The sequence below is a fragment of the Dictyobacter kobayashii genome (genome assembly GCF_003967555.1).
GTDB lineage: Bacteria > Chloroflexota > Ktedonobacteria > Ktedonobacterales > Ktedonobacteraceae > Dictyobacter > Dictyobacter kobayashii.
In genome coordinates, this window is record NZ_BIFS01000002.1 from 1,158,441 (window position 1) to 1,183,653 (window position 25,213).

The 25,213-nt window shown below is 49.0% G+C and carries 20 protein-coding genes; 13 read left to right on the forward strand and 7 right to left on the reverse strand.

The window, feature by feature from the left end; translation table 11 throughout:
- Nucleotides 1–58 precede the first annotated feature (58 nt).
- The gene (locus EL645_RS31725) at nucleotides 59–964 is read left to right on the forward strand and encodes a GAP1-N2 domain-containing protein (RefSeq protein WP_126556483.1); all 906 of its coding nucleotides are present in this window, start codon (nucleotides 59–61) and stop codon (nucleotides 962–964) included.
- A gap of 169 nt (nucleotides 965–1,133) precedes the next feature.
- Here the strand turns inward: EL645_RS31725 and EL645_RS31730 are convergent, their stop codons facing one another.
- The 4 genes from EL645_RS31730 to EL645_RS31745 form a co-directional block, all read right to left on the reverse strand.
- A complete protein-coding gene (locus EL645_RS31730; RefSeq protein ID WP_126556484.1) occupies nucleotides 1,134–1,925 on the reverse strand; it encodes a hypothetical protein in 792 nt (263 codons plus the stop codon).
- A gap of 36 nt (nucleotides 1,926–1,961) precedes the next feature.
- Nucleotides 1,962–3,215: a hypothetical protein gene (locus EL645_RS31735; protein ID WP_126556485.1), complete on the reverse strand. Its 1,254-nt coding sequence runs from the start codon at nucleotides 3,213–3,215 to the stop codon at nucleotides 1,962–1,964.
- Nucleotides 3,216–3,582: 367 nt separating this feature from the next.
- Nucleotides 3,583–7,011, reverse strand: coding sequence for a GAP1-N2 domain-containing protein (locus EL645_RS31740; RefSeq protein WP_126556486.1), 3,429 nt, complete (start codon nucleotides 7,009–7,011; stop codon nucleotides 3,583–3,585).
- Nucleotides 7,012–7,088: 77 nt separating this feature from the next.
- Entirely contained in the window at nucleotides 7,089–8,231 is a 1,143-nt protein-coding gene (locus EL645_RS31745; RefSeq protein ID WP_126556487.1) for a TRAFAC clade GTPase domain-containing protein, read from the reverse strand.
- Nucleotides 8,232–8,499: 268 nt separating this feature from the next.
- Here EL645_RS31745 and EL645_RS31750 point away from each other — a divergent pair, with 268 nt between their 5' ends.
- Together EL645_RS31750 and EL645_RS31755 are read left to right on the forward strand one after the other, a co-directional pair.
- Nucleotides 8,500–10,542 (forward strand): Hsp70 family protein, encoded by a 2,043-nt coding sequence (locus tag EL645_RS31750; protein WP_126556488.1) that lies wholly within the window; start codon nucleotides 8,500–8,502, stop codon nucleotides 10,540–10,542.
- A 94-nt stretch (nucleotides 10,543–10,636) separates the two neighbouring features.
- Nucleotides 10,637–11,833 (forward strand): TRAFAC clade GTPase domain-containing protein, encoded by a 1,197-nt coding sequence (locus EL645_RS31755; protein ID WP_126556489.1) that lies wholly within the window; start codon nucleotides 10,637–10,639, stop codon nucleotides 11,831–11,833.
- Nucleotides 11,834–11,946: 113 nt separating this feature from the next.
- Here the strand turns inward: EL645_RS31755 and EL645_RS31760 are convergent, their stop codons facing one another.
- Nucleotides 11,947–12,399 (reverse strand): nitroreductase family deazaflavin-dependent oxidoreductase, encoded by a 453-nt coding sequence (locus EL645_RS31760; RefSeq protein WP_126556490.1) that lies wholly within the window; start codon nucleotides 12,397–12,399, stop codon nucleotides 11,947–11,949.
- A 263-nt stretch (nucleotides 12,400–12,662) separates the two neighbouring features.
- Here EL645_RS31760 and EL645_RS31765 point away from each other — a divergent pair, with 263 nt between their 5' ends.
- Complete coding sequence (locus tag EL645_RS31765) at nucleotides 12,663–13,091, forward strand: zinc ribbon domain-containing protein (RefSeq protein ID WP_126556491.1); 429 nt, start codon at nucleotides 12,663–12,665, stop codon at nucleotides 13,089–13,091.
- A 131-nt stretch (nucleotides 13,092–13,222) separates the two neighbouring features.
- On the opposite strand, the gene EL645_RS31770 is transcribed toward EL645_RS31765, so the two are convergent.
- Both EL645_RS31770 and EL645_RS31775 read right to left on the reverse strand, forming a co-directional pair.
- Entirely contained in the window at nucleotides 13,223–13,756 is a 534-nt protein-coding gene (locus tag EL645_RS31770) for a DUF1269 domain-containing protein (RefSeq protein WP_126556492.1), read from the reverse strand.
- Between the two features lie 160 nt (nucleotides 13,757–13,916).
- On the reverse strand, nucleotides 13,917–14,867 hold the full coding sequence (locus tag EL645_RS31775; protein WP_126556493.1) for an oxidoreductase: 951 nt from the start codon (nucleotides 14,865–14,867) through the stop codon (nucleotides 13,917–13,919).
- A gap of 260 nt (nucleotides 14,868–15,127) precedes the next feature.
- On the opposite strand from EL645_RS31775, the gene EL645_RS31780 reads away from it, so the two are divergent.
- The 9 genes from EL645_RS31780 to EL645_RS31820 all read left to right on the forward strand — a co-directional run bounded on the left by EL645_RS31780 (nucleotide 15,128) and on the right by EL645_RS31820 (nucleotide 25,207).
- Nucleotides 15,128–16,099, forward strand: coding sequence for an aldo/keto reductase (locus EL645_RS31780; RefSeq protein WP_126556494.1), 972 nt, complete (start codon nucleotides 15,128–15,130; stop codon nucleotides 16,097–16,099).
- Nucleotides 16,100–16,644: 545 nt separating this feature from the next.
- Nucleotides 16,645–17,901, forward strand: a complete 1,257-nt coding sequence (locus EL645_RS31785; protein ID WP_126556495.1) for a cytochrome P450 — start codon at nucleotides 16,645–16,647, stop codon at nucleotides 17,899–17,901.
- 372 nt (nucleotides 17,902–18,273) lie between these two features.
- The gene (locus EL645_RS31790; RefSeq protein ID WP_126556496.1) at nucleotides 18,274–20,127 is read left to right on the forward strand and encodes a beta-galactosidase; all 1,854 of its coding nucleotides are present in this window, start codon (nucleotides 18,274–18,276) and stop codon (nucleotides 20,125–20,127) included.
- Nucleotides 20,128–20,363: 236 nt separating this feature from the next.
- Nucleotides 20,364–21,506 (forward strand): V4R domain-containing protein, encoded by a 1,143-nt coding sequence (locus EL645_RS31795; protein ID WP_161977859.1) that lies wholly within the window; start codon nucleotides 20,364–20,366, stop codon nucleotides 21,504–21,506.
- Between the two features lie 90 nt (nucleotides 21,507–21,596).
- Nucleotides 21,597–22,208, forward strand: a complete 612-nt coding sequence (locus EL645_RS31800) for a hypothetical protein (protein WP_126556498.1) — start codon at nucleotides 21,597–21,599, stop codon at nucleotides 22,206–22,208.
- Between the two features lie 325 nt (nucleotides 22,209–22,533).
- On the forward strand, nucleotides 22,534–22,782 hold the full coding sequence (locus EL645_RS31805) for a hypothetical protein (protein ID WP_176599846.1): 249 nt from the start codon (nucleotides 22,534–22,536) through the stop codon (nucleotides 22,780–22,782).
- Between the two features lie 295 nt (nucleotides 22,783–23,077).
- Entirely contained in the window at nucleotides 23,078–23,299 is a 222-nt protein-coding gene (locus EL645_RS31810; protein ID WP_126556499.1) for a hypothetical protein, read from the forward strand.
- 59 nt (nucleotides 23,300–23,358) lie between these two features.
- A complete protein-coding gene (locus EL645_RS31815) occupies nucleotides 23,359–24,840 on the forward strand; it encodes an ATPase domain-containing protein (protein ID WP_126557750.1) in 1,482 nt (493 codons plus the stop codon).
- Nucleotide 24,841: 1 nt separating this feature from the next.
- A complete protein-coding gene (locus tag EL645_RS31820; RefSeq protein ID WP_126556500.1) occupies nucleotides 24,842–25,207 on the forward strand; it encodes a response regulator transcription factor in 366 nt (121 codons plus the stop codon).
- The last annotated feature ends 6 nt before the right edge of the window (nucleotides 25,208–25,213 follow it).

The window sequence follows — 25,213 nt, forward strand, 5'->3', positions numbered from 1 at the left end:
AACGCTGGCTGGCTGGACCAAAAGACAGCGGAAATAAAAGTGAAAGTAAAGCGAACATATGCCGATACAACAGCATTACTACACCTCTTTTGTGAACAAGGCCAATGGGCGCAGCGGTTTTCAAACCAGAGCCATGTCGCCTGGCATCTTAGCAGCCGATCAGGCACAGCTCCTGCGTATGCTAGCCTACCGCCTGCCCGCCGGGCTGGATGCCAGCGCAGTCGCTCAACATCCGGTCGCCCTGCGCTATTTTTACCAGGACGAAGAGACCAGCTTCCTCATCCACAGTCAATCGACCGGCAATGACGACAATGGACGTCCCGGCAACTTTTTTGCCCACTCACTGATCATACCACCTGAACTCTTCAGCAATATCCCACCCGTCTTCTTCTGGCGAAGTTCTTTCTGGAAAGCACAGGACAACACAGCCACAGACGAATTGCCGCTCCTCTCTGATCTAGAGATGGAGCCAGCCCTGGACACAGAACAGATCTGGTCACTCCTGCATAGTGAGCAGAACAGACAATATCTAGCGGCCCTTATCAGCGCAGTGCTTCATCTGGAGCGCAGTCAACGCAGCATAATCCTCATCGGCACCAGCGATCAGATCGCCCTCTGGATCGCCACCGTCAGTTGTATGTTACCGCCAGCCTGCCGTCCCCTGCTCAGCTTCACCACCTACCAGCACCACCCCTACCAAAGCCAGTTCATGCTCACCGGCGTTCCCGCACAGATCCCCTTCCAACCGGGAACCAACGATTACCGCCATTACTTTATCCTCAACCTGATCAGCGGTAAGATCAGCCATAGCGAACCCTCAGCCTATGCCCGGCTCATCTCCACCATCGCCAGCGAAAAACTATATGAAGAACAACTACTCCCCCTCTTCGAAGCCCACACAGCCAACCACCCCACACCATCACACATCGATACACAGCTAGACTCACTCGTGCAGAACACCTGAAAACTCCGTCATGGACCTGGACCTATTTGTACGCCAACAGGAAATCAGGGCAAGGCCCAATCCTTTTCCCTGAACAACCAGGGAGCAAGAAAAGAGATGCGCATAGGTTCACACCTACCGGGCCGAACCTATGCGCATCTCTTTTCTTGTTGCTTATTCGATAAGCTGGTTATTGCGTGATTTTGAACAGATAGACATCGATAAGGATTACATCTGTATTTTCAGCAGTATTAAATAGCGGCTGATAGTGCGAGGCATCCGCAAAAGGCGCAAAACCTTCAGATGATAGTTGATCCAGGATACCATAGACTTTTTTCGCCACCTCCGTACCACGACTGGGATTATTAACGTCAGCGCCACCTTCAATGATTACCAGGCCAACACGACGACCATGCAATTCACGCCGGGCCCTGATGTCACGTTTCAGGTGATCGATGGCCCCACGATCATTATTCAAGATGCCATCGGTATCCTCGCCAGTAAAACGCAAGGGCACATAACTGGATTCGAGGCGATCGGGTTTGGCCGTACATTTCCAGGCCACGGTCTGGGAGGCCGCACTGGCGGTACCATCAAAGGTAAACGAACCATTCTGGCATGGCACCTTCGATAATTTGATCTGCACTTCTTGTCCGGGTGTGATGGTGCCAGTAGCAGGCGAAAAATTAATGCCATCGCTAATATCGCTACGTACCGACCAGGTCACATTAACCCTGGAGTCATCGCTCTCTTTAAGTGTGATCACAGCCTCACAGCGCGGCTTATCAATATTACCGATCGCGCAGTCGGGATTCCGCGGTACCACCGTCTTGGGACTGAGTATAAGCCTGGGTGGCGCGGGAGGTGTGGGCGGCGGCACGCCTGGAATGGCGGCCAGGAAAATTACCATCAGGCCGAGCAGCAAGTCGGCAAACAGCCAGCCTGACAGCAGGGCCGTATTATTTTGTACAGAGCGCAGCATTTCTATTCCTCTCTTTATTGACCTGCTTCACAGCTATTACACAGGTACTTTAGCTGCGATACGCCGCGCAACCTCGCCCATATTGACCGTCACACCATTGATATTGGTAGCGCTCTCATCGATCTGCTTAATAATGCGATTCATAGCATTCGTATTGGTGATAATATCTTTCACCAGTTGAGCCTGGTCCCCATGCTCAATCTGCAGCAGCTTAACCAGCCCCTTCTGCTCTTCCGTAAACTTAGAGATATGGGACGACAGGGTCTTCGCCTCATTGACGGTTCCATCGAGGATCGTCAATACATTATTCAACTTCTCACCCCAGAGCTTCTGCTGCTTCACCACCTCTTCCTGGGCCACTGCCTGGCGGGTCAGTTGATCCAGTGTACTTTTAGAATTTACCAGCAACGTCTTCTGCTGATTGGTCATCTCCTGTGTGGGAGCCACCAGGCTATTAATGCTGGTATTCAACACCTTCTGGGAATCCTTGAGATCCCGAATAGTGGTCGCCACATTATCCATGCTGGCCACCAGCGAAGTCTTAAAGGAATTAAAGAGGGCGAACTCCTGGCGCTGGCGCTCGGCCAACTGGGCCAGTTCCTGGCGCTCAGTTTTAATCTGTGCCTCCAGGCCCGAGATAACTGAATTAAAGCTATTAACGACAGAGTTAAAGCGATCCACGAAATTGGTCGGCTGCGTCCAGTGGCGCGTAGACAGGAAGAGGGTCGCCCCGGCCAGCGCATGAGCCAGATTATCACGCAGCTCCTCAGCTTTGCGATCCCGCTTCATCTGTGAATTATGCGTCATGATGGATGAATAGATGGTAAGTACCACAATGACCGAGATCAAGATACAGTCGATAGTGGCGATACCGCCCAGGGTATCGATCCAACCCCAGGGGGCCGTACCATTGAAACTGCCCTGCCAGAGCTGTAGAAAGGGGGTCGTACTAAACTTTGGATACTGGGTTACCAGATTATAGTAAGCACGGACCGCGATTGCGATACCCAACCAGGTAAAAAAGAGCGGCAAGAAAATAAAAATATTGCGGCATGTCTCAACCAGCGCAATACGACCATCCACCTTTTGTTGTACCCGATAGCGATTAACGATCGCGTCGACATTAATCAAATTGTATAAGTTATTGCCGGCCCAGGCATCGGCATACTGGCCGCCGCGCACCGCATCGCCCAGTTCACGCAGACGGATGGCCCCTTTTGGATCACTGCTATCGACCTCGGTGGCCAGATCAGTTAGTTGATCAATTACAGCATCTTTATCATTAAGCATAGATACTCAAATATCTCCCTTAAACAAAAAACATTCACAAAACACCAAATCTAAAAGAACAAACGACCCCACGCTCCATCTTCGCAGCCCAGGCCATATGCAAATAAAAAGAGCATACTATTGAAAAGCAATCGTAAACGCCGCTTGAACGCGGCTAGCTCCGCTGCCACTGGCTCAGCCATTCGAATTGATCAGTATCAAGCAAACAGTTTCGCCTGTCAGGCAGCTTCGCTCATCCAAATGAATGGCAAGACATATAGGGTGCGACATTCAATGGTCGCTTCCTATATGCACCTGAACGTCCCTGCAAAGCGAAACGTCAGCCTGCTAGAGATCTCTAATCAAGACCCAAAAAACTTTTATGCATTTATTTTAATTTATTCTTAATTTGAGCCTTATAACGTTGAACTAAATCATCGTTATAGCGAATAGGATATTTTTGCTGCTGGCGTTCTAGCCACAGACTCAAATTGCTATCATGCGACAATAAATAAAATTCAAATGCATGGGTACGAAGGAAAATTGACAATATTTCTTGCAACGCTTGTTCGGAATAGAGATTATTCTCTAACAAACGCTTGCATTCTTTTTGTGCTTTGGCTCCAGCAATGGCTGGCTGCATCGCTCTTTGTGGATAAGTTTTAATATCTTCAGATAGATGAAGTAAATTCTCTTCAATAAATGAATCGTAAGCTAAATAATGAACAGCTGTCTGTATCATGTACTCCTTCATCTCTAATAAGACGAATCTACGTTTCTCTTCCTGGCGCCATATTTTATGAAAATTATCTTCTTGCGAATCACTATACTTTTTATTTCTTCTGTATGCTATGTAAAAGCTCTTGAATGCCTCAAACGTATTAAACCGTTTAAATGAGATAGGAATATCACCAGCCCATGCAATTATCTCCTGGCTTTCGCTGGGTTGGTAATTGGGATAAATTGAATGGTGCTCTTCTTTAGAAGATGGCAACAGTTGCATCTTTGTATCCTGTTTTGGTGGCAAAACCTTATTGCGAATGGAAGCCAGCATTGATTGGGCGGTTGGTTCTGCTATCTGTGATGAAGATACAGCGACTGGTTTCTGCGAGGTTATGTGTGATGCCTCCAATTCAGCCAGCAGACCCTGAGGAGGTGCTGGTACATTAGTCAATGAGGCAGCGTTAGCCTGCGGTGGTTTGATCGCTTCCATCTTAGAGGTTCCCTTATCTTTGGAGGAACCAAAGGGAAGCATAGCAAAAAATGAGGATTTGGGGCGTAAATCTTCCGCGTAGCGCTCCCACTCTTTCTCAAATAGTTTATTCCCCACAATACTGCGATCAATAAATTCAAAGGTCTTCTTATCGGCATTTTGAAGCAACTGTTGCAGAATGATCGGCAAGATCTCTTTTTTGTTGGGATGTTGCTGTACATCCTGTAAAGTTTGATGAATATATGGAAGTAAAAATTTGGGATCCCGATTCGGAATATACCATGCTCCTACATAGGGCGCCATTTCTTGCATAAATGTGATGCGGCTAGATTTAGGAAAAAGAACTGGCTCAATATACTTGATACAACGTATCAAATCCTCACCATTATTAATGCCTGTAATCAGATATTGAAACAGGTAGCCTTTATAAAGAGGATCGCGCTGTGGTTGAACTTTACTAATCGCCTCTCCAAGGTCACGTAACCTCGTTTCGCTATGGACTAAATCGTAAGCATTACTCGTTGGTCCGGTTGGAATAGTGTTTCTAATCAATATCCAGTAGCGCAGATATTCCTGTAGAAAGAGCAGATATTTTTTACGCTTATTCACCATATCCATCAACGCTCTCGTGCCTGGTTGATGTAATATGGAAGCATATAATAAGTGTTTAAAATATCCTTCCGTCATATCCTGTACAATTTGAAGATGCGGAGCCGCAAACAGTAAAAATTCCCAGTGCTGTAGAAAGAGAGCATCCAACTGCTCTGATGTCAGCTTCGATTGGATCAACAAACGCCCCACATCATCAGCGCTTACTTTCTGGGTCTCCAGAAGTTTCGAAACAGCAGAATAATTATGGCGATAACCACGCTCAATGAGCGGGATTACATTTGCCACCGCCGCCGGGGCCGCATCCTGATAAAGGGAAAGATATTGCAGAGCATCTTCATAGTTCTGGCTCACAGACATTGCAATCTTGACGATATCCTGAGGGAACTGCTTTTGATCATAGAGGATGAGCCAGGCGATAGCTTTGGCTTTCCAGGCAGGGGAAATGTTCCGTTGGCACAATTCACTGACATTTTCCCAGGGGACGCGGAGCCAGGAATGCAGGATATGCTCGGGAATATCTGTGACATATGAGCAATTTTCTAGCAGACTAAAGTAGAAAGATGAATTGAATAATTCGTAGGGATACTGTTGCTGATTAGCATCCAGGCGCGGCGTCAGTTCTATTAATAGTGACTTCCATAGTGCTTTGTGTTGCTGAGGAGGCGCGATAGTGGTCAGCAGCGGCAGGTAAACACTGGCGCGTTTAGAATTACCCCCGATCAGGTCAATAACGATGGCATCTTTGATATAGGTGGCAAAATCGGTCAGGGTTTGCGCGAGTCCGGGTATGGTATGAGATTGCTGGTAGAGCTTTTCCCAGGACGCCTGACCTAGCGTGGACCACCATTGTGGATGGTGAATAACCATAAATTGGAGGACGGCAGCGCGTACTGTTTCTGGCACCAGCAAGGAGACGGCCCGCTCAGGAACAAAGACCATCTGCATATCTTCCTCAGTCAATTTACTGGCGGTAAAGAGTTTATAGGCCAGCAAGAAGGTGGGGCTATCCTTAACCTGCCAATCCCGGCTTAAATTAAACAGGGCCGTTAACTCTTTGAGGTCTTTATCGCTGCCGCTGAACAACTTAGCAACCGCATAGTGAGCATACTGCTGCCGCAACTGCTGCTGTTCAGGGTTGGACTGTTGAATACTTTCAGGAGCGACAGCAGCCATATCTGGCAGAGGCGGGACCCCCGGCTCAAACAGCAAGCAGCGCCCATCTCGCCCATAGGCCCATCTGAGGGTCGGACCATCGTGGGGCCGGGCACGCTGGAGTTCATCCAGCGAAGAGTAACAGGTCGCCACAATACGGGCCGGTGAGTGCTCTACATGGGCTTCATAGGTACTGAAAGTGGCTGCGTCAGTCAGATACGGCGGAAGACAATGCAGCAGGCCCCAGATAAGCTCGGCATTGCGTTCAGAAGCCCCATGCACGCCTTCTTCAGCGTAGGTTTCGATATAAAGATTCTGCCACTCACCCAGAGAAAGATAGGACTCAATCAAGAAGACTAAATTCTGGCTATAGAGCTGCTGGTTGCCTGACTGGTGGGTAATGGTAGCAGCATTCAATGGACCTGCGGGTAGCTCAACAACTTGTGGCAGATCAAGCTGATCGGAAGGTAAATCATCCCTCGTCTTCCAGAAAGATGAGCCCCAGAAGCCAATGGCATCCTTGCTTGAAATATTGTTAAGATTGGCCAGCACATGCACAAAAAACGCGCCTGCACGCCCATAGGCATCTTCACCCGCGTAGGCACGATGAAGCATGATCAGCCCTTGCTCTGTCTTGATATAAGCCAGGCCATAGGGTGAAGTCTCAGTAGTTATATCATAAGGATTAATACCATCGGGTAATTCATATTGCAGATGCCGTTCAATCTCCCGATACCAATCACCATGCAAATCTGCCAATTCATGTGAGGCCGCACGCACTCGATGCCCTGTCACACTGCCCAAACCAACAGTAGACCAGGTATACCAGAGTTGATCCATCGTACGTCTCTCCTATCTATTTTGAACATGCCTATACTCTGCCAGCTACTTCAAAAAACGCAGAGCGGTAAACAGCGCTATTCAGCTTCAATCACATTGAGCTTCCACAAGATCCAGAGCAAAGGATCGAGACAACGTAATGGTTCAATAGCCGGATACTTGCCTTTATCGGGTGCCCAGCCAGTAGCCGAAACCGCAAAGAAGGAGGCGGTATTAAATAACTCGCTTGACTGCACCAATACCTTGTCACCAACCCGCAAGATGAGTTTTTGGACCTCTTCATTGATAGCGGCAAAATCCGCCGTATTCAAGCGGTTAGTAGACGTTGTCTCACGTAAAAACTGGGTGGTCGCCTCTTGTGAGCGCACAACATATTTCAAGAGGTCTGCCTTGGAGAGCACAATGGCTACCGGAATATCGATCGAGGCGCCCGCATCCAGCCCCTGGCCCATTCTGAAGGTCTCGGTAATGCGATTCAATACCTCTGAAGAACTGCGCTCACGGATCGCGCCGGGCTTCAAGTCGACCGGCAGCGCCTTCACAATATTCGGCATCGTAAGAGGATCGGCCAGAAAAATGATCGCCGATGCATTGAGGACATAAGAGCTATACTGCACCATACGATCCTGTTCAGCCAGATCTTCGCCTGAAGCATCATAAAAGAAGAGATTGACACTTTTGGCAGGCTTCCACCAGGCCTCTTTCTTAAAGATAAGCTCATAAATCAAAGGCTCATTGATCTCTGAACGCGCCCTGGGAGTCAAAGGAATAGGCTGTAAATTACCAAAAACTGGTTGATAAAACTTTGATTGATAGATCGCTTCAGTCTTGCCCCAACCGACGATGCGGCTACAACCGATCAACTGGAGTGCCTGGCGCTGTTTTAATAAATGAATACAAGAAGCAATATAATGGCTTTTGCCAGCCGAACCATCACCAATAATAGCAATTGTATAGCTTTTGGCACGTTCTATATTATAAGGTAAGACGCGTTTACAGTCGGCATTAGGACATTGCCGGCCAGCCAACTGCCGGGTATATTTTTTCCCTTTTGTAGCCGTAATCCAGAAACGTGACAGAACCTTCAGGGCATCATGGGTAGGAGCTTTCTGCATCACGTTATTGGGGTTCAAGCCTGAAACAATATCAGCCGACCCGGGATAAAAATCTGTGCCACAGCTCGGGCATACTACCTTATGCCAGGGAGCAATGAATCCCATATAAAATCCCTCTTTAGCCAAGAAAATGCTCTCTTTAAACAGAATAAAGCAGATTGATATAATGCTGTATCAACCTGCCAAAGCGCTTCAAACTCTGGCAGCGTTTTTGGCATCTCAATCTGTTGCAATGTTCACGGAATAATAATAACATTAAAGAATGCTAGTATACAAATATATCAGGTAAAGCATAAAAATTTCCTATTAAAAAGAAACAATCTTCTTCTAATAGCAATACTATTCGCATGCCGTGCGAGCAGGAGTATCACCAATGGGTAGATTTGTCGGTATTGACCTGGGAACTACATATTCTGCTATTGCTTTTATCAATGGCGAAGGGAGGGCAGAGGTAATCAAGAATAGCGATGCCAACGCAGTCACACCATCAATTATCTGGTTTGATGGCAGCAGACCAGTTGTAGGCGAAGAGGCGCGCGAACAGATGGCGGCAGGAGCTACCGAGATAGCTTTACTCTTTAAGCGCCATATGGGTGATCCTGATTTTTTGCTAGCTTTTGGTGACACTGATTATATCGCGACCGACCTGGCAGCTATTATTTTACGTTACTTGAAGAAGTGTGCCGAAGACTATTTAGGCGAGAGCGTTACCGACGCGGTAATTACGGTACCGGCTTACTTCAAACATGCCCAGCGTAGCGCAACCATTGAAGCTGGTCATAAAGCCGGCTTGAATGTACTACAAATTATCAGTGAGCCGACCGCGGCCGCGCTGGCCTACGGCCAGCGTCCAGGTCCCAATACCCAGGAACAACTCTTTCTAGTCTATGACCTGGGTGGTGGTACCTTTGATGTTTCGCTGGTCGCGATTACTCCCACAGAACTAAAGGTAATTGGCACGGATGGGGACGACAATCTAGGTGGCAAAGATTGGGATGATAGCCTGCTGAGTCATTTAGAGGCCCAGTTTGAGCAAGAATTTGGACTGGAGCTATTTGGCGACGATGTCAATGCGCTACGTGTACAGGCAGAAGAGCTGAAACGCAAGCTTAGCGCGCGGCAGAGCGCCACCATCCGGGTTCAGGCCTCAGGCCAGGTTGGCAGCTATACGGTGACCCGCGAACAGTTTGAACGCATGACACAAGGATTGATGGAGCGCACCCAGTTCTTAACCGAACGTGTACTGCGAACCGCTGGAAAGAGCTGGGCAGATATCACAGGCGTATTGCCCGTAGGCGGCTCAACCCGTATGCCCATGGTCAGCGACTACATCAAACGCATGTCAGGCAACCCACCCATGGGTGGCATTCATCCTGACGAGGCCGTCGCCATCGGGGCAGCCATCCAGGCTGCGATGAGCCTGCAGGACAGCCAGAATCCCGCAACAGAAAATCACTTCGTGCTGCGCGCACCTAAACACACCGTGGATGTCATCGCCCACAGTCTAGGCTTGATCGCCGAAAGCGCCGACCGGACCCGCTATATCAACAGTATGATTATTCCCAAAAATAACGCGATTCCGACCCAGCAGATGCGCCCTTTCGAGCTGACCCTGCGCAGGGATGGCAACACGGAACTAGAAGTATTTCTCACTCAGGGCGAGACGCAAGATCCCCAGCAATGTTCGTATCTGGGTCGCTATATTTTCAGTCGCTTTCCACACATAAACAGTAAAACGGCCATACTCAACATCACCTACGCCTACGACAAAAATGGCACCGTCACGATCTCAGCGACCGAGCGGACCACCGGTCAGCCACTGGCCCTGGACATTCAGCCAGTCCCGACCGATGTCCCGGCACGTTTTTTAAGAAGTCCGCTCGAACAGCAGGTGCCAGAAGAGATTATCACCGTTTACCTGGATATCGATACCTCTGGCAGTATGGCAGGCAGACCACTACGCGAAGCCAAGAAGGCCGCCCACCAATTTGTACAGCAGTGTGATCTCTCCAGGATTGCCATCGGCCTGATCTCATTCTCTAGCTTTGTACATGTTCCTCTACATGCCACACAAGATGCCAGCAAGATTAGCCGGGCCATCGACTCACTCTCATCCGGTGGGGGCACATCAGGAGGTTCATTAAACAAAGTTTATAATTTATTGCATGATACAGTGGGCCCACGTTATGCGGTGGTACTGACAGATGGAGCATGGATGGGCCGATTGGGGGCGATCATGGCGGCGCAACGCTGTCACAAGGCGGAAATACAAATTATAGCCATCGGATTTGGCCGTGCAGATCATAGTTTCCTGCGTGCGATTGCCTCTTCCAATGAGCAAAGCTTTTTTACGGATCTGGGCAGGCTAAGCGAGACCTTTAGCACTATCGCACGCGAGATTACCATGCAGCGCTAATATTTACATATATCAATTTATCCAGGCCGGTATAGTTGTCCTGTTAGACAGCCATACCTATTTCTCTTATTTATAAATAAAGGATATGGATATCATGGCATTTACCCCATCTTATCATAAGATCACCTGTCCCTTCTGTTTCGCGCGTTTCTCATTACAGGAAACATATTTCCGCTGTATCAATCCCAATTGTCCAGATATAGGACCAGATAACGAATTTGCTTTACGCCGAGGATTGGGGCGCATCAGAATGGGTCGAGTGCTTATTCCAGAGAGGAAAAAGAGTGTGCTGGCCCTGACAGCGCCGCATGAGCTATTTTGCAACACCTGCAAAGAATACAGCACGACGCGTATCTGTCCCGCCTGTCATTTTGAACTGCCCTCAAATATTGCCCAGACCGAGCAAAAAGTCATTGCCATCATCGGAGGCCGGGCCACTGGCAAATCCCACTATATTGCCTCCCTTATTCACCGCCTGATGCACTCGGTAGGACAAAGCTTCGACATTAGCGTTAGTATTCTGGGCGATGATTCCCAGGTACGCTGGGCCCGGGACTTCTATACACCACTATTTGAGCAACGCCGGGTACTTAATCCAACCCTACCATCAGCCCTGGATGCCCAGGTACGTTCACCGATTATCTTTCGCTTACTCTTTGGCGGCTCCAACGGCCGGCCACGGCGAGCACTCAACCTGAGCTTCTTCGATACCGCCGGTGAGGATATGACCAGCCATGCGACGCTCTCGACGTACAGCCATTATATCTGTGATGCAGATGGCATTATTTTTTTACTCGATCCACTCCAGATGTCAGGGGTACGTCAGAAGATCACCAACCAGACCCTACCGGATCTGGACATGGCGGCGGCGCCCGACAATATTGTACGCGCGTTGCGTGAGCTCTTCGAGCGCGTCACAAATATCAGCGCCACCCAAAAAATCAAGGTTCCGGTCGCCTTCACCCTATCAAAAATCGACATGCTGGCAGATAACCTCGATGATCCCGGCTCGCCCCTGCTGCAGTCAAGCACCCATAATGGAAGCTTGAATTTAAGTGATATCCAATCACTGCATACCGACATCCAGCACCGGCTCTACGATTGGCTCTCCCCCAATTTCTGCAAATATGTCCATGAGCACTTTGCCAACTACCAGTATTTTGGCGTCTCCTCGTTGGGCCAGCCCCCCGACACCCTGGGTCATATCAGCAGCGTCAGCCCACGGCGCGTCGAAGAACCCTTCTTATGGCTACTCTACAAAAACAATCTCATCAGGGGACAGAAAGCCTAGCCTACCTTTAGGGGTAAAAATATAAAAGTAGGGGTAAAAATATAAAAGAGAGTCGCGGTCACTGCAGATAATGTTTGCAGTGACCGCGACTCTTTAACGAATACAAATCAGCGTTATTGAGCAATGGGTGTCACAACGACGACAGGGATTTCGCGAGAAGTTTTTTTCTGGTAGGAGGCGTAATTGGGAGCCTGAGCAACGATCCGGGGCCAGAGCAGCTCCCGCTCCTGAGTGTCGGCAGTTTTGGCAATAGCCGCAATGGTACGCCGTCCAACTTCAATCTTCACCTCCGGATTGGCCACCAGGTTGCGCCACCAGAAGGGAGCCTGGTCAGAGCCCCCATTGCTGGCAATCAGAAGATAACGATCCCCATCAGGAATATAGGTCAGGGGCGTCTCACGTGTCTTTCCACTTTTACGTCCAACCGTGGTGAGAATTAAAGCCGGTCGCCCTAGCAGGTTACCGCCAAGTGCACCGCCGGTGAGGCGGAAGAGAGAGACATGCAGGTTCATAAACGTGCGTATCAGGCTTGACCGGACAGTTTTACTTTTCTGCTCGCTGGCCATTGTATGCGCTCCTCGCTATCCCTGCGCCTGGCTAAAGATAAAAGCAAATAGAGATATAACCAGGAGAGATAGTCAAATTAGATCATGGATGCCGCTAAAAAGGCAAAGGACAATTTGCTCTAGCAAACGTAGAGACGAAGCCTTCATCAGCATAACAGTACAATTTAGCGTGCAAGCATGTCAAGTTTTTATTCACAGTCCACTTTTTCGGCGACTCAACCGTATCATAGATAGAGTAGAACACTTGAAAGGGAGGTTCATATATGTTCTGTTCTGCCTGTGGTCAGCGTATCAAAGACGGAGCACGTTTTTGTGATAATTGTGGATCACCACTGCAAGAGCCCGGCGCCATTACACCTTATGGATCTAACATGCCAATCAGACAAAGTCGCGGCAGACAATCAGATCCCTACAAAGATCAGATCAGTCAATTAAAGCTGCAAATCAGACAACTAAAGCTAGACTTAAAACAAATAAATACGCGTATGTCGAGTACGCGTTCTCAATACAATCAGACGGCTGCCTTTGTGCCGCACGGATTGTTGCGGCGAGGATATAAGATCACAGAGGATATCCGCTTGCTGGGGCCGCAACAACAAAAACAGCGCTTGCAGCAGGAGATCATGACGTTGGAGCAGCAACTGTTGGGATTACAACATGCGCAGGCCAAGTGGAAGGCTGAACAAAGATAGTCAGTCGTATGCTCTCCAGATGCCACCTTTCAACAGCACCGGGCACCAATAATAGTGACTCCTTCTAAATACTTCCAAATATTTAGAAGTATTTAGAAGGAGTCACATGCGCATGCTAGCTTAGCGGCTTATTAGCTTACCGGCTGTTGTTCATTGACCTCGCCTTTATCTTCAGCGGATTTGACAGCCTTCTCCACATCATTGGCCGTGGATTCTGGTACTTTATAACCGACAACTTCTTTACTACCGAGGCGTTTTAATTCCTCAGACACGGCTGGCACCTCATATTCATCGCACAAAACCGCCAGCGCGGCGCTACCCTGTTTAACCGCAGAAGCCACTTTATCAGCATCTTCACGTTTAATGCCCTTTAACCAGCTAGCAGCCAGGCCAGCCGCGGCACCATATACGGGAAGCAAGATCCCACCAGTCAAAGGTACCAGGAGGAGACCGATCAGCGCGCCTTTCTTCCAATCGAACTTGCGGCTACGCTCATCTTTGATTTTCCCATCAGCATCCTTATAGATGACCGTACTGCCACCCAACGTAACATCAGACTGTGACTCATCCCAGAGTTCAACATCTTTCTGAGCCTGTTTCGCCTTCGTCACATCTTCGAACACGCCCACCACTAACATATTATTTTTATCAGGCTGCTTAGACATCTACATCCTCCTTCAATAAACTGAAAGTTCTTCTAATCACAATATTCGCTACTACTTGAATATAGTTCATAAATGAAGATAAACCTTCAGCCAAAAGTTGGAGCTTGCATATGGAATAATCATGTCTCATGCCTATAGATATTCTTAGTACCTGGAAAAGCTAGCCTACTGACCGGGAAGAGCGCAGGGCAGCAAAATCCACGCCAGTAAGTTTGACGGACTCGTCCCAGAGGCGGCTAGCGGTGGCTTTATCATATTCTTTCTGGGCCTTAGCATCGATTTTAGGATAACCACGCAGGCCACCCAGGCTGCCCGGGCCGACCAACTCACCACCATGGATATCCGGCGCAAGGCCGGCATAGAGCTGAGGTAAAGCACCCATCTGCGCACTCTGTCCAAAAACTGGGCCAATCGTTGTATAGATGAAGTGCTCAAACGAAGCGTTCGAAGTAGTAGCACTGGTGGTCTGTAGATTCGTTACCGCATAGCCAGGATGAGCGGCGACACTGATCGTGCTAGCGTCAGCAGCAGCCAACCGATGCTGTAATTCAAAGGCAAAAAGCAGATTAGAGAGCTTACTCTGCCCATAAGCTTCCCAGCGACCATATGAGCGTGTCCGATTCAAATCGTCAAAACGAATTTTCCCCATGGCACGAGCGGCACTGGTAGTGATTATAATACGGCTCTGTGGTGTGGCAAGCAAGGTAGGAAGCAATAGACCAGTCAAAGCAAAATGGGCCAGGTGATTGGTGCCAAACTGCATCTCAAAACCATCTTGGGTTTCATGGCGAGGAATCGCCATCACGCCCGCGTTATTAAATAATAAATTGAGGTGCGCATGGCTGGCCGAAAAGCTACTGGCGAACTGCCGCACCGCATCCAGGGAGGCCAGATCAAGCGCGACCAATTCAAGGGAAGCCTGCGGTAATTCTTTTAACAGCGTAGCTTGCGCCTGCTGACCTTTTTCCTGATTGCGGCAGGCCATGACCACATGAGCCCCCTTCGCGGCCAGCGCTCGCACCGTTTCTAATCCCAGTCCGCTATTAGCGCCGGTCACCAGCGCTACACGTCCCTGCAAATCAGGAATCTCCCTGACAGTCCACTGACTCATAAAAAAAAATCCTCCAAAGCCTGATAGATATCGATAAATAAGTAAATAGCTATGCAATAACTATACCTTAAAAGAGAACAATACATAAGAGGATCGGGTAATCTACAAGGGGACACCCAGAGATTCAGCAGCCAGGCCAGCAAGATAGTCGGGTGGCAGAGATAATTTTGCCCGCATGTGTACAGTAAAAGGAAAGACACAAGCCTGAATTATGACATCCATCAGTGCACATAAAAGATCGAGCAGAAACGAGGAATACGATGAACGAGCAAATGGCATCATTCATGGATAATCGTTATCAAAAGATGTGCTACAACAGATGTGGGCATTCGGGTCTCTTGCTGCCCGCGATTGCGCTCGGAGCCCATGAGACCTATGGCAGTTATCGGGATGAAGTCGCTGCCCGCGCCTGCCTGTACCGCGCCTTTGATCTGGGCATCACCCACTTTGACCTGGCAAACAACTACGGACGACCGCCAGGAACAGCCGAACAGCTGGTGGGAAAAATCCTCAAAAGTATGCCGCGTGATGAGCTGATCATCTCCTCAAAAGCCGGTTATCATATGTGGGAAGGCCCATATGGGGAGTGGCTCTCAAAAAAATCATTGGTGGCCAGCCTGGATCAATCGCTGCGCCGCCTGGGACTGGACTACGTAGATATTTTTTATGCCCACCGGCCAGATTCCCAGACACCATTAGAAGAGACAATGGCGGCCCTGGACCTGATTGTGCGCCAGGGGAAGGCCCTTTACATTGGTGTCAGTAATTTCTCGGGCACACAGTTAGAGCAAGCGGTACAGGTTGGACAACGCATGCACCTGAGCCCGCTCACCATTCACCAACAACGCTACAACATGTTTGAACGTCGCTGCGAACTGGACCTATTTGGGCACACCGAACTCAATGGCATCGGCGTCATCGCCTTTAGTCCACTCTCAAAAGGGGTCCTCTCTAGCAAATACCTGGGCGCTAGCTTACCTGAAGATTCCCGCGCCGCCAACGTGTGGGGCAAAAAGAACCTGGATGAGGTTACCAGTAAAGCCAAACTAGACAAAGTGCAGCAACTCAACCTGCTGGCCCAACAACGAGGCCAGACCCTGGCCCAGATGGCGATCGCCTGGTCGCTCCATCATCCCGCCGTAAGCAGCGTATTAACCGGCGCCTCACGCATTGAACAGATCGAAGAAAACGTCGCCGCCCTCAACAACCTCGCCTTCACCCCGAAGAACTGAGCGCGATCGACGAAATATGCTCGCATTAATAACAGGATAAAGATATTAAATGCGCAATTCCTGGCCATGTTGCAGTATACCCTACCGACCCATCTGCCCACGCGGCGCCCAAAAGAACGGCCGCTTTTGGGCGCCGCGTGGGCAGATGGGTCGGCAATAAAGCGACCGCGTGGGGATGATACCGGGCCCCACCGCTAGTGGAGCAAGCGGCCGCTGAGGGTCGCACCTACAGATATTGATTTTCTTGTCGCTTTTTGCATGCGGGATGCACGGGGTGGCCAAACCCTTGCCTGGGGCTGGGGCTGTGCTCCCAGGCTCTTCTTCTTTTTCTCGGCCGTGCCGCGGCATATATAGGCATATATAAATATCACAGCTGGCCGATCAAAGACAGCGAAACGTATTACTTAGATAATACTTAATAGCTTAACCCTTGACTTGTACCATTTTATGATCTACAGTATATCATATGATACATGTTATACCATAAATTTTGGATAGCCGGGATTACTATGTGAACAGAGTGCATATAAAATGGAGTAATAACAATGCAAGAAACGTATGAAAAAACTGCGGAACAGGACACTAAGGACATGTCAGCCCGTTGTCCGATTGATCATAGTGCTATTTCGCAACAAAAAACACCAAAATTTATTGAGCCCGTGGGTGCAGCCATCGAATACGACGAGGCGGCTAACATCTGGCATATTCGCAGCTTTGAAGCGGCCCGTACCATTTTACGCAGCCCAAATACCAAACAGGCGGGATTTAACGCCGAGCTACTGACCAGTATCCCTAATCAGAAGAACACACCTATCCTCTATCAAGAAGGCAAGGTCCACCAGCAGCAACGCAAGCACACCGCACGCTTTTTCACCCCCAAAACGGTCAGCGATAATTATCGTCAGTTGATGGAAAATCTGAGCGACGAACTGATAGCAAAGCTGAAGCGCAAAAAAGAGGTCGACCTTAGCAAATTGAGCATGAAACTAGCGGTCCGCGTAGCCGGTGAGATTGTTGGATTGACCAACAGCCGCGTTCCCGGCATGGATCGTAGAATTGAGGCTTTCTTTGAGGGTGGCTTTGATCAAGGCACAGGCAAACTGGCGGAAAAAGTACGCGCGATCTGGTCACAACGACGCATGCTGTCATTCTTTTATATGGATGTCAAACCCGCGATAGAAGCCCGCAAGCGCAATCCAAAACAGGATGTCATCTCCCACCTGCTCGAACAGAATTATAGCGAAGTAGAGATGCTAACAGAATGCGTCACTTATGGGGCCGCCGGCATGATCACCACCCGTGAGTTCATCAGTGTGGCCGCCTGGCATCTATTAGAGCAGCCAGAACTACGCGAACGCTACCTGATCGCATCCCAGGAAGAGCGCTACGCAATCTTACACGAGATTCTGCGCCTGGAACCAATTGTCGGCAATCTACAACGACGCACAACCGCGGAAATCACACTACAAGCCAATGGAGAAGAGGTCGTCATCCCCAATAATGCCTTGATAAACATTCATCTTCATGGATCTAACAGTGACGAAAACATCGTCGGCGAATATCCACGCGTCATCTGCCCGGGACGTTCTCTGCAGGGTGATCATGTTCCAGAAATGCTGATGAGCTTCGGTGATGGCGTCCATCGCTGCCCTGGCGCTTATGTTGCTATTCAGGAAACCGATATCTTCCTGACACGCCTGCTAGCGCTCAAAACGTTACGTATCAAGCAGAAACCAAAAGTAAGCTGGAGCGACCTCGTAACCGGCTACGAGATACGAGATTTTCTGATCGCAGTCGATTAATCCTACTCCACCTCTTCTAAAAACAGGTCAGGTCATAGAGCAATATTTATGCGGGCCTGGCCTGTTTTGCACATCAGCCTCTTAATCCACACCAAAGTTACTTCCCTTCACCACTTCCTCTCTAGCTAACTCATATATGCGCGAATATCAATAAACTCTTTGTTTCGCGCCCTGAGTATACTTTTTTTGAAAGCAAGATCACTATAAATCTAAACTTAGAAACCATCAAAGCGAATATCCACCAAAAATACAAGCGCCAAAAGTCAAAAATAGTTTAGACCACTGGGATCAGGCTTTATAAAAAGAAGAGCACACAGGATTAGATATAAAAGTTTGTGCTTCGCATTGATTGCAGAGTGAGGAGTAGATTGAATGGACAGTTCATTTTTTGACAAAAAGCTTTATGGCACAACATTTAGCGAGCCACATTTTAAGGAGCTGGGCCTGGATTGGAAGCAGTGTCTGGATTATATGCAAACTGCTCTACCAGCAGAATTCTCTTTCTTACGTGTAGGTGCCTATTGGTCACAGATACAACCGACAGCAGACACCTATGTCTGGGATACACTAGACGCGGTGATCGACGCGATCGAACAAAAAGGTCGCTATAGTATTCTACTCTCGGTTGGCATGAAGGCTCCCCGCTATCCAGAATACTATATTCCAGCCTGGGCGATGCCAGTACCGACACCTGGTATGAATAGTGAGATTTCATTGGACCCCACCCTGAGAATTCGCGTACTAGACTTTATTGGTAAGACCGTGGATCGCTACCGCGGCAGGGATATCATCAAGGCCTGGCAGGTTGAAAATGAGCCAATGGACCGCGCAGGCGATGCAAAATGGTTTATCGGCGCCGACTTTGTCGCGGAAGAGGCTGCCAGAGTCCGTAGCCAGGATAGCCGCCCATTGGTAATCAATTGTTGGTGTGAAGATCAAACCTTGAGTAGCTATCCGTGGGGTTTAGATGGCGATTATGCAGTGAGGAACGCCCTGGCGATCGCCGACGTCCTGGCATTAGATATCTATCCCACAGTCAATGGCAGCCAGTTGGATTACACAAACCGTTGCCAGGTATTGCCACGTGCCTATCTTAGACGCGCCATCGACGTCGGCAAGCATGCCATGGTCGGAGAGAGCCAGGCCGAACCATGGGGACCAGAGGCCCCCACACCAGCCGATATCCGCTGGCTAAATGACCAGCATATCGGACAAGGCTATCACGCAGTCCTACTCTGGGGACTTGAATGGTGGTACTCCCTGGCAGTAAAGCAAAATCTCACCATTATGGATCACATTGTATGGGAGACCGAACGCTTTGCCGCCCTCTCACGTATCGCGCCAGAATGGACAACCAGCTACGCCACCAATCTAACCCAGCATCAAGGAAAACTCTATCTAACAGTCATAGGAAACGAGAACGCCATCTGGCTCTTCTCCAGTCCTGATGATGGGCAGACCTGGAATCTGGGGCAAGTTCCACAGACTGGTTGGGTGACGGGCTCCCCAGTTGGAATGACCAGTCATAATGGGCGCCTGTACATGACCATTGTAGGAAATAATCAAGAAGCCTGGCTGCTCTCCTCCACTGATGAAGGCCGCAGTTGGAATACCACTCAGGTCGAGGGTAACTGGCAAACTGGCTACCAGATGAATATGGCCAGCCTGAATGGTGTGCTCTATCTGACACTGGTAGGAAATACCAGGAACGAGGCCTATCTGCTCACATCGAACGATAATGGTGCTAGCTTCAATGCATCGCAAATCCTGGGAGACTGGCAGACGCAGCAGCCACTGGGTATTGCCGCCCATAATGGGAACATCTATATCACCCTGGTGGGCTTAGACTCAGCTATCTGGCTCATAAAATACGTCATTGCCAACCAGACCTACTACCCGATCCAGGTGTATGGAAATGAGAACTGGCAAACCCAATTTCCGGTAGGGATTACCAGCCACGATGGCGCGCTATTCCTGGCGGTAACTGGCCAACAAAGGTCAGAAGTCCTCTTGCTCAGCACCACAGATGACGGCGCCCACTGGGACCTTGACTCAGGCTTCTTCAATACCTGGACAACCCAGAACAGCATTGCCCTGGCCAATTTTGTCGATGCCTCAAATCAGCAACACCTTCATCTCTCCCTGGTTGGTTCAACCGAAGGTGAAATCTATCTCTGCACTAAAAATCCTAGAATTCAGGCGGCAGCATTTCGATTAAATAAGTAAAGCGTACCGACAAATATGGCAATCAAGCACGAATATGATCGAATATTGATACACCCGGCGATCATATTCGTGCCACTCGTACAGTAGCAGAGATTGACATTTTTATCCCAACACGATACACTCCACACACACAGTTTTACTTGTTTTTTCAACTTTCGATGGGTTGGGTCATTGAAATACACATACCTATCTACCGCCGAAGCCATCTTCCCTCGCCGAGGAAGGAAACTCGCATAATGAATTTTGCAGCTAAAAGTACCGCAGCTGGGATTCCAGGCAATCCAATCGCAAAAGCGCAAGAACACACTCTTCTCCTGATCGATACCGACGAAATGCGTGCCCAAAATCTGGCCAGTGTACTCACACTAGCAGGATTGCGCGCCATCGTAGTACCAAATACATATCAGGCCTTCGAGCGTTTTCTACAGCAACGTTTTAAGCCAGAGCTAATATTACTTGGTCAGCCAGAAGAAAGATCAACCCAACTATTTGCTCGCTTCTTTCAACGTTTAATTCAGGAATTCCAGCAAGAAACGCCTATTCTTTCCAGTGCCAATTTCCAGCTCGCGGATGGGAATCTGCTGCTTGCTGATACATTTGCCTCCACCAGTGTCCACGTTGTCTCACAACGAAATAGCGAAGTACTCAAGAAAATCTGGCGTGTCCTCCCTTCGACCCAGATTTCGCTCAAGTTGATCGAAAATCCCATTGTGCTAGAGCCTCTATCGCGGCTGGGCCTGCTACCCCGCGTTACCCAGAAGAAGCTCTCTATCGCGTCCCACTTCCACGATCAGCTCAAAGCCGCCAGACGCATCATCCTGGACAGCCAGTGGGATAACCTGATGACCGATGTAGGATTGGCGCAGTTCCGTAAAGAGGAGAACTGGCCTGCTGCAACAGAGCAATATATAATTCCACCTGAATACACCACCTGTCTGAACCGCGCAGTCATGTTCTCTAATCCCGAGCAACCAGCGCAACAGGCCTACACATGGGCGAACCAGGTCGATGCCGACATCTTGCAGAGAGTGGCCTTGATCTTCCTATTACAACAGGCACCAAAGGTCATCGGCAAAGACCTCACCATGCGTACAATGCTCAACGCATTTGTGAATGAAATCAACTCGGTGCGAGGAGAAAAACTGGCCGACTGGAAACGGCTGGAGGATGGCTCATTTATTTTTGTGTTCTATAGCAATCTATTCGCCTATGGATTCATGGGTGCCGAGCAACCCACATGTTATGTCTGGCAGGCCTCCTTCGATAAAATGCTAGAACTCGGAAAGCAACAAAAATACTGGCATGTGCGCGAAATCGAATGTAGCAGTCAATCCCACACCGGCCATTGCGCCTTTCTCTTTACGCCGCGATCCGCCTGATAAGAGGGTAAAGATGACTATGTTGACAGGCGCACAGAAGATGGTTCACAATGACCATGGACAGTAAAAGCGACGAAAGAAGGACGAAGGATGTCAGATCAACCATCAACGCTTCCTGAGGGCTGGCAAGAAATTGCGCACAAACTGGCTCACGCCACGGATCCAACCGGCGCCCCCATCGATCCAGGCATTATGGAAGCGGTGATCGCGCTCAATGCACTGGGCGTTGAAACCAACGCTTCCTGTGAAGGACATCTGGATCGTGGACATGCCGCTCCCTGGGTTGATTTTCATGCCGTGAACACAGAAACGATACGCAGACAGGCACGAGAAGCCACCAGGCGCCTGCAGGAGGCGGAAGAGCAGCAGGCCGCGTCTGAAGTGTTGGAGGAACTCAATAGAGAGATGTTTAAGCTGGCACGCGAAGAGAATGTTGCCTATTACCGTGGCTCCTGGCTAGTACACCAGGCGCTCGAAGCTTTTTATTTAGACCACCACGTCCCCTACGATCTACAGCTTTATCTCCACAATGACAGCTTTGGCTATAGCCGCCTGCAACCCCATGGTATCGATTACCAGCCACAACGCACGCCGGAGATCCAGGCCAGCAACCTGAAGCGCTATCAGGTAGAGATGCTTAGCTTTGCCCATTTTCTAAAAAATGACTATCTACTCAGACCCCGAACTGATTTCAAGTCTTGATGATAAGCATGGCAAAAAAATAGCGCGGCGGTGATCTTTGCAATTATCTACACGACACACTGGAGCAGGTCTTTTATTTTATGCTCTTACTATACACATATTTATATATTTATATTCAAATCACCGCTTTGTATTATAACACATTACGCAAGATACTTATATCGCTCAGAACACGCTGAATTTGTGATGCGTTTCATGGATTATTAAGCATCTCTAACATAAAATAGACTCATAAGAAACGCCGCTACTCAAAACGGCATCTTACAGGATAGCGAACAATGAAAGCTATCATTACTGTTGACATGACTAAAGAAAGGAAATTCTTATGAGCAATTCAATTCCATCCAATAATGAGCAGAACACAATCGTTGAACTAAACGACCAGGAACTGGCTGGCGTGGTAGGTGCCTTTAGTCGCCATGAGCACTTCGGTGGCGACGGAGATGGTGAAGGCGGAGGCCACGGCTACGGTTATGGTTACGGCTACGGTTATGGCTATGGCTATGGCTTCCACCATTTCCATCATGGCTGGTGGGGCAACTGGGGTAGTGACGGTTGTGGTTTCGGCTGCTAATAGCAGTATCCGCAATTCCTGGCACTCCGGGAAGCGCTGACAACAGCTGCTTCTTATACGGGGCTATACATATATAATCTATACTCTTTATAGAAACACTAATGCTTCGCCTGCTTATAAATACAGGCGGAGCATTAGTGCTGATCCTCAGCTTATTGCTCCATCTACCTTATCCCTACCACTCCTCAGCTTTATTTCCTCCTGTGGCATAGCAAGACTCAGCATCACAAATGATAGCATTGAGAATTTTATTGTGATGCGATACAATAGCACGCAGAACGATAAAGGAAGTGATATGCAACAGAGCACGATCCATCAACCTTTTATAGACACTCCTATTTTCACAGAGAAATATCCTGCTTGTGAGCGCGAAAGCAAGCGGGCTTATTCAGGTTATAATACTCCAGCCCAAAGTGCACTTGTTTCTACCACCATGATCATAACGACCCAGCAAAAACAGTTTGATGGCCTGTTTTATTGGACTTCCAGTCAATTCTCAAAAAGAAGGTTAAAATAATGACCAGGAGTAAAAACCGTCTCACCAACGAGACACTGTCATTTGCTGACTCAGCAGACATGGAATCTATCTCACCACAGAAATCGCGGACCTCCATCCCCCGGCTTTCAACCGGCGTTGCCGGCTTTGATGAAGTTCTTAATGGCGGCTTGATTGGACAACGCGCCTATCTCTTGCGGGGTGGTCCTGGTTGCGGCAAAACCACATTGGGAATGCATTTCCTATCAGCAGGGGTAGAACAGGGTGAGACCTGCCTATTTATTACCCTGGGCGAACCAGAATCCGAAATTCGCCAGAACGCCCAGGCCTTCGCCAATGATCTGGATAAAATGCACTTTCTGGACCTCTCGCCCAACGCCTCCTTTTTCACCGAGATGCAGAGTTATGATATATTCTCGCCCGCCGAGGTTGAACGCGAACCAATAACGCAGCAGATTATGTCCAGGGTTGAAGAACTGCGTCCCCAACGCGTCTTCCTGGATGCAATGACCCAGTTCCGCTTCCTCAATCCAGATGACTTTCAGTTCCGCAAACAGGTATTATCATTCTTACGTTTCCTGGTAGAGCAGGGAGCCACCGTGCTCTTTACATCAGAAGGAAGCGCATCCTCGCCTGATGATGATCTACAGTTCATGAGTGACGGCGTAATTCATTTACACTTCTATCCCGATAGCCGTACGCTCAGTGTCAGTAAATTTCGTGGTTCCGATTTTCACGCTGGCGCCCATGTGATGCGCCTGACCGACACCGGCATGCACGTCTTTCCAAGGCTACTGCCACAGCTCTACACAAAAACCTTTGCCAAAGAGACTATTTCATCCGGTGTCCCTGAGATCGACGAATTATTACATGGTGGTATTGAGCGCGGCACCATCAGCATGATTACCGGCCCAACAGGCGTTGGCAAAACCACCCTCGGCCTACAATTTATGAAAGAGGCTGCTGGCCGAGGAGAACGCTCTGTAGTCTATACCTTCGAAGAAGTCAAAGAGACATTGCTAAGCCGCTGTGAGTCTATCAACATTCCAGTGCGCACCATGCAGGAGCGCGGCACCCTTTCAGTAGTCCAGATTGAGCCACTTCATTTTACGCCTGATGAGTTCGCACGTATGGTGCGCCAGGAAGTAGAACAACAAGGGGCGCGCATCGTCATGATTGATAGTATTTCTGGTTATCGCCTCTCACTCAAAGGAAGCGACGTGGTCGTACATTTACACGCTTTGTGTAAATACCTGCAGAATATGGGCGTTGCCGTGCTCTTAATTAATGAGGTAGCCGCCATTACCGGTGAGTTCAAAGTCACAGAGTATGGTCTCTCCTATCTGGCAGACAATATTATCTTCTTACGTTATCTGGAATTAAAAGGTGAGATTCGGCGCGCCATTGGCGTCCTGAAAAAACGCCTCTCAAACTTTGAGCGCACCATTCGTGAGATTGAGATCAGCCGCTATGGAATCAAAGTAGGCAGACCATTAACGGGCATTCAAGGCATTTTAACAGGCGACTTACACTTCACAGATCACTCGAACAAGGAGGACTAGCATGGCTGCAAAAGCTCCTGTCTTACTGGTTAATAGCAACCAGCGCAACCTACAGCTGCTGACTGAATTTCTCGGAAAAGAGGGCTACTCTACAATTGCAGCCCATAACTATGCTACCTTTGACCAGGCCATCACCCAGCAACCAAGCCCGGGAGGGGCACTGGTAGATATTGCAGGATTTGACGGCCAGATCTGGGCGCGCTGCGAACAGCTGCGGGCCGCCAAGATCCCCTTCCTGGTCATTTCTCCACGCCTGAGCGCCGCCGTCCAGCAGGCGGGTCTCACCCATGGAGCCAGAGGAGTAATGGTCAAACCACTAATTATCAAGGAATTTATTGGTATTATTCAAAGTCTCCTGGAAGAGTAATTGAGA